Genomic DNA, 3829 nt, shown 5'->3' on the forward strand with positions numbered 1-3829 from the left:
GGCGGTGTGTCGGTGGGCGAAGAGGACCACCTCAAGCAGGCGATCCAGGCACTGGGCAAAGTGGATGTCTGGCGCCTGGCGATCCAGCCCGGCAAGCCCCTGGCCTTTGGCAACGTGGCGGGCAAACCCTGGATCGGCCTGCCCGGCAACCCCAGCGCCGCGCTGGTCACGGCGCTGGTGGTGGTGCGTGGGTTTTTGCTGCGCGCCCAAGGTGTCGAGCGGGTGCTGCCGGTGCCGATCAACGTGGTGGCCGGTTTCGAGTGGCTCAAGCCCAACAAGCGCCGCCAGTACCTGCGTGCCCGCTTAAGGCCCGGGGTGGACGGGCAACTGCGCGCCATCCTGCATCCCCAGCAAAGCTCGGCAATGCTCACCGCCGCCTGTTGGGCCGATGGCCTGGTGATCATCGAGTGTGAGCAGCAGGTGCCCAAGGGCGCGCTGGTGGCGTTTTTGTCGTTTGCCGATTTTGAATAAGGAGCGCTCATGCAACTGGTCTGCCCGGCAGGTAACCTGCCCGCCCTCAAAGCCGCCGTGCGCCAAGGCGCCGATGCGGTGTACGTGGGGTTTCGCGATGACACCAATGCCCGGCATTTTGCCGGGCTGAACATGGACGACAAACAGTTCGACGGTGCCGTCGCGTTTATTCGCCAGCACCAGCGCAAACTGTACGTGGCGGTCAACACCTACCCGCAACCGAAGATCTGGGCACGCTGGCAACGCGCTGTCGACCGCGCGGCGGACCACGGCGTGGATGCCCTGATCGCCGCCGACCCCGGCGTGCTCGACTATGCCAGCCGCCGGCATCCGCAGATGGCGTTGCACCTGTCGGTGCAAGGCTCGGCCACCCACGCGGCGGCGCTCAAATTCTACGCCGAGCGCTACGCCATTCGCCGCGCGGTGTTGCCGCGTGTGCTGTCCCTGGCCCAGGTCAAACAGGTGGCGGCGAGCAGCCCGGTGCCGATCGAAGTGTTCGGTTTTGGCAGCCTGTGCATCATGGCCGAGGGGCGTTGCCATTTGTCTTCCTACATCACCGGCGAGTCGCCCAACCTGTGCGGCGTGTGCTCGCCGGCCAAGGCGGTGCGCTGGAGCGACGACGCCGACGGCCTGAGCGCACGTCTCAGTGAGGTGCTGATCGACCGCTATACCCCCGACGAACCCGCCGGCTACCCGACCTTGTGCAAAGGCCGTTTTCTGGTGGGCGGCAAGCGCTTCCATGCGCTGGAAGAACCCACCAGCCTCGACACCCTGGACCTGCTGCCGGAACTCAGCACCATCGGCGTGGCGGCGGTGAAAATCGAAGGCCGGCAACGCAGCCCGGCCTATGTGGAACAAGTCACCCGAGTCTGGCGCGCCGCGCTGGACGCCCACCGCAACGCGCCGGCCAACTTTATGGTCAAGGACCAGTGGCGCCAGGTGTTGGCCGGGTTATCCGAAGGCAGCCAGACCACGCTTGGCGCCTACCATCGTGCATGGCAGTGAGGAGACACAGATGAAACTCAGCCTGGGACCGGTGCTGTTTTATTGGGACAAGCAACACCTGGGGCGCTTCTATGCCGACATGGCCGACTTGCCCCTGGATGTGATTTACCTGGGCGAAACCGTGTGCGCCAAACGCCGTGCGTTGTCGCTGGATCAATGGTTGGGCCTGGGACGTGAATTGCAGGCCGGCAGCCAGGCGCAGATCGTGTTGTCGAGCCTCACGCTGATCGAAGCCGCCTCCGAACTGTCGAGCCTGCGCCGCCTGTGCGACAACGGCGAACTGCTGGTGGAGGCCAACGACATGGGCGCGGTGCAGATGCTGATCGAGCGCAAGTTGCCCTTTGTCGGCGGCCCGGCGCTCAACCTGTATAACGGCCACGCCCTGGTGCAATTGCTCGACGCGGGCATGCAGCGCTGGGTGCCGCCGGTGGAATGCTCCCAGGCGTTGATTGTCGATGTGCTGCAACAGGTGGGGGATCTCGGTCGCGCATTGCCCGAGGTGGAAATCTTTGCCTACGGCCATTTGCCCCTGGCCTACTCGGCGCGCTGCTTTACCGCTCGCGCCGAAAACCGGCCCAAGGATGATTGTCAGTTCTGCTGCCTCAACTACCCCGACGGCATGGCCCTGACCAGCCAGGAAGGGCAAGCGTTGTTCACCTTGAACGGCATTCAGACCATGTCGGCCGAGGTCACCAACCTGCTCGCGGACTATCCCGCGCTGGTCAACGGTGGCGCCGACCTGCTGCGCCTGAGCCCACGGGCCGAAGGCATGGTCGAGGTGGTGCGCGCGTTCGATCAGGTGCGCCAGGGCGCCATGCCGCCGCTGTTCGTGGACGGCTGCAACGGCTACTGGCACGGCCAGGCCGGTATGTTGCGGGTCGAGGAGGCAGGCCTGTGTTGAGTCGCAAACAGTGGTTGCTCAAGAGTGCCGATCGCCTGTTACCGCTGGTGCGCCGCGTTCCCTTTCGTGTGCAGCGCCTGGCCTTGCAACAGGCCCTCAACCGTTGCCTGGCCGAACCGCTGCGTGACGGTGGTTTCGACCTGCTGCGCGGGCGCTGGATGTGCCTGCGCATTCCTGACCTGGGGTTGTGCTGGTACCTGACGTTGGCGCGCGACGGCTTGCGTATTGCTCAACAGGCCGACGCCCAGGTGAGCATCAGCGGCAACTGGCGCGAGTTTCTGTTGCTGGCCAGTCGGCAGGAAGACCCGGACACCTTGTTCTTCCGGCGGCGGTTGGTGATCGAGGGAGATACCGAGTTGGGGCTGGGGCTGAAAAACCTGATCGACAGCCTGGACCCCGACGTATTGCCGGGGTGGCTGTGGCGAAACCTGGAGCGCGCAGGGCGGGGGCTTGCGACTCAGGCCTGATACGCCCTCAGCGCGTCTTCGCGCACGATGCGAATCGTGCGCCGTTGTACCTCGATCAAACCACCGTCCACCAGCCGGTGCAGGATCCGCGAAAACGTCTCCGGCTGGATCCCCAGCTTCGACGCCACCAGGCGCTTGGGCACTTGCAGCAATACGTCGCCACTGCGGCTATCGCGCTCCTGAAACAGAAAATTGATCACCCGCCGGCTGGCGTTGGCCAGGGTCAGGGTGTCGATGTCCTGCAGCCGTTGGTGCAGGTGGATACTCATGCCGGCCAGGATCGCCAGGCAGATTTTCGGTTGGTCTTCCAGGGCACGGCGGTAATGTTCGCCGGCGATGCTGACCAGCACACTGTCCTTGAGCGCGGTGGCGCTTACCGGGTAGGCCTTGGCCTGGGTGAACAGCAGCGCCTCGGCGAACGTCTGGCCGGGTTGGATGATTTCCACCAGGTGTTCCTGGCCCTCACCCGTCACGCGGTGCAGTTTGATCTGGCCGCTGACCAACAGGAAAAACCGCTCGGCGGCGTCGCCCTGATGCATCAGCGGGGTGTGACCGGGCAGGCGCTTGAGGTTGGCCAGGGTGCAGACGTCCTGGAAGGTTTTTTCCGGGAGCTGGCTGAACAGGGGATGACGGCGTAGGGTCAGGACGATGTGCGGGTGGGTTAGCATGGGGCCTCCGTTGTCGGCATGGTAGGGCGGGGCCGATGTTTGGGGATATGCCTCTGTGGGGGTACCTCTTGGGGGATTGGTGTACAAACGCAGTTCCAGTGTGGAGGCTGTCCCGATGAGGGAGTGTCAGTGGATGAATCTGTGACTGACCCACTGCCATCGGGAGCAAGCCCCCTCCCACATTTTGATCTCTGTACATCAGGTAGGTCTCAGTCTGCTCGGGCTGGATATGTACTCAACCCCCCGTCACCCCACCTGCCGCAAATCGCTCCATCGCCCAAACCCGCCGCCTCCACCCGCGATCGCAACCCCACGCT

Annotated in this window: 5 protein-coding genes; 4 read left to right on the forward strand and 1 reads right to left on the reverse strand. The window is 64.5% G+C overall.

Features of this window, described 5'->3' with window-relative positions:
• The 4 genes from JWR98_RS25875 to ubiT all read left to right on the forward strand — a co-directional run.
• A partial coding sequence (locus JWR98_RS25875; RefSeq protein WP_263974492.1) for a molybdopterin-binding protein occupies positions 1-471 on the forward strand: 471 nt, incomplete at its 5' end.
• Positions 472-480: 9 nt separating this feature from the next.
• A complete protein-coding gene (gene ubiU / locus JWR98_RS25880) occupies positions 481-1476 on the forward strand; it encodes a ubiquinone anaerobic biosynthesis protein UbiU (protein ID WP_205491570.1) in 996 nt (331 codons plus the stop codon).
• Between the two features lie 10 nt (positions 1477-1486).
• Positions 1487-2377, forward strand: a complete 891-nt coding sequence (locus JWR98_RS25885) for a U32 family peptidase (protein WP_078733542.1) — start codon at positions 1487-1489, stop codon at positions 2375-2377.
• Positions 2371-2844 carry a ubiquinone anaerobic biosynthesis accessory factor UbiT gene (gene ubiT, locus JWR98_RS25890; RefSeq protein ID WP_003174559.1) on the forward strand — a complete coding sequence of 158 codons (474 nt, stop codon included), beginning with the start codon at positions 2371-2373 and terminating at the stop codon, positions 2842-2844. The genes JWR98_RS25885 and ubiT overlap by 7 nt, the downstream gene beginning before the upstream one ends.
• On the opposite strand, the gene JWR98_RS25895 is transcribed toward ubiT, so the two are convergent.
• The gene (locus JWR98_RS25895) at positions 2835-3512 is read right to left on the reverse strand and encodes a Crp/Fnr family transcriptional regulator (protein WP_078733541.1); all 678 of its coding nucleotides are present in this window, start codon (positions 3510-3512) and stop codon (positions 2835-2837) included. The two genes, ubiT and JWR98_RS25895, sit on opposite strands and share 10 nt — an antisense overlap.
• Between the last annotated feature and the right edge of the window lie 317 nt (positions 3513-3829).

The organism is Pseudomonas lactucae, from assembly GCF_016937615.1.
Lineage (GTDB): Bacteria > Pseudomonadota > Gammaproteobacteria > Pseudomonadales > Pseudomonadaceae > Aquipseudomonas > Aquipseudomonas lactucae.

Coding starts and splice junctions, on each gene's coding strand:
- JWR98_RS25885 (WP_078733542.1), top strand. CDS start 1,487: ATGAAACTCAGCCTGGGACCGGTGCTGTTTTATTGGGACAAGCAACAC.
- JWR98_RS25895 (WP_078733541.1), bottom strand. CDS start 3,512: ATGCTAACCCACCCGCACATCGTCCTGACCCTACGCCGTCATCCCCTG.
- ubiU (WP_205491570.1), top strand. CDS start 481: ATGCAACTGGTCTGCCCGGCAGGTAACCTGCCCGCCCTCAAAGCCGCC.